Genomic DNA, 1,294 nt, shown 5'->3' with positions numbered 1-1,294 from the left:
TCCAGCGCCGCATCATTTGATCCAGCAATGGCCGCCGCGGTATCTGCAACAGCAAATACTACCGCTGTAGCAAATGCATCAATAGCCCCAGCCTGCGCGATCGTGGCCGCAGTGCTGGCGGTGACCGCACCTGCTGCATTTGCAATCACTGCATTGGATGAACCTGCTATGGCTGCCGCGGTATCGGTTATGGTCGCTACTGACTTGCTGCCGGAGTTGGTGGCATTTTCTATGGTCGTGGCCTGCGCGATCGTAACATCATCGGTAATAGTAATATTGACCGCTTCATTCAATCCGGCGCCAGCGGCTATATTCGCGGCGACATCGCTGATGCTGTAGGTGACACTGGTGGCAAAACCTGCAATGGTGTTTGCCTGGGCAATGGTTGCTGCGGTGCTGGCGGTGACCGCAACTGCTGCATTTGCAATCACTGCATTGGATGAACCTGCTATGGCTGCCGCGGTATCGGTTATGGTCGCCACTGACTTGCTGCCGGAGTTGGTGGCATTTTCTATGGTCGTGGCCTGCGCGATGGTGACATCATCGGTAATGGTAATATTGACCGCTTCATTCAGGCCGGCGCCAGCGGCTATATTCGCGGCGACATCACTGATGCTGTAGGTGACACTGGTTGCAAAACCTGCAATGGCGTTTGTCTGGGCAATGGTTGCTGCGGTGCTGGCGGTGACCGCACCTGCTGCATTTGCAATCACTGCATTGGATGAACCTGCTATGGCTGCCGCGGTATCGGTAATGGTTGCCACTGACTTGCTGCCGGAGTTGGTGGCATTTTCTATGGTCGTGGCCTGCGCGATGGTGACATCATCGGTAATGGTAATATTGACCGCTTCATTCAGGCCGGCGCCAGCGGCTATATTCGCGGCGACATCACTGATGCTGTAGGTGACACTGGTTGCAAAACCTGCAATGGTGTTTGCCTGGGCAATGGTTGCTGCGGTGCTGGCGGTGACCGCACCTGCTGCGTTTGCCAGCACTGCATTGGATGAACCTGCTATGGCTGCCGCGGTATCGGTAATGGTTGCCACTGACTTGCTGCCGGAGTTGGTGGCGTTTTCTATGGTCGTGGCCTGCGCGATCGTAACATCATCGGTAATAGTAATATTGACCGCTTCATTCAATCCGGCGCCAGCGGCTATATTCGCGGCGACATCGCTGATGCTGTAGGTGACACTGGTCGCAAAACCTGCAATGGTGTTTGCCTGCGCGATCGTGGCCGCAGTGCTGGCGGTGACCGCACCTGCTGCGTTTGCAATCACTGCATTGGATGAACCTG

Annotated in this window: 1 protein-coding gene; it reads right to left on the bottom strand. The window is 55.8% G+C overall.

The features are described from left to right. Positions 1-1,294: beta strand repeat-containing protein (locus C8R11_RS16365; protein WP_181258293.1), on the bottom strand; the 1,294-nt coding region annotated here is incomplete at both ends.

Source organism: Nitrosomonas aestuarii (assembly GCF_003046585.1).
Classification (GTDB): Bacteria; Pseudomonadota; Gammaproteobacteria; order Burkholderiales; family Nitrosomonadaceae; genus Nitrosomonas; species Nitrosomonas aestuarii.
Note: the sequence above shows the minus strand (reverse complement) of the source record. Positions and strands in the feature narration are given on the sequence as shown.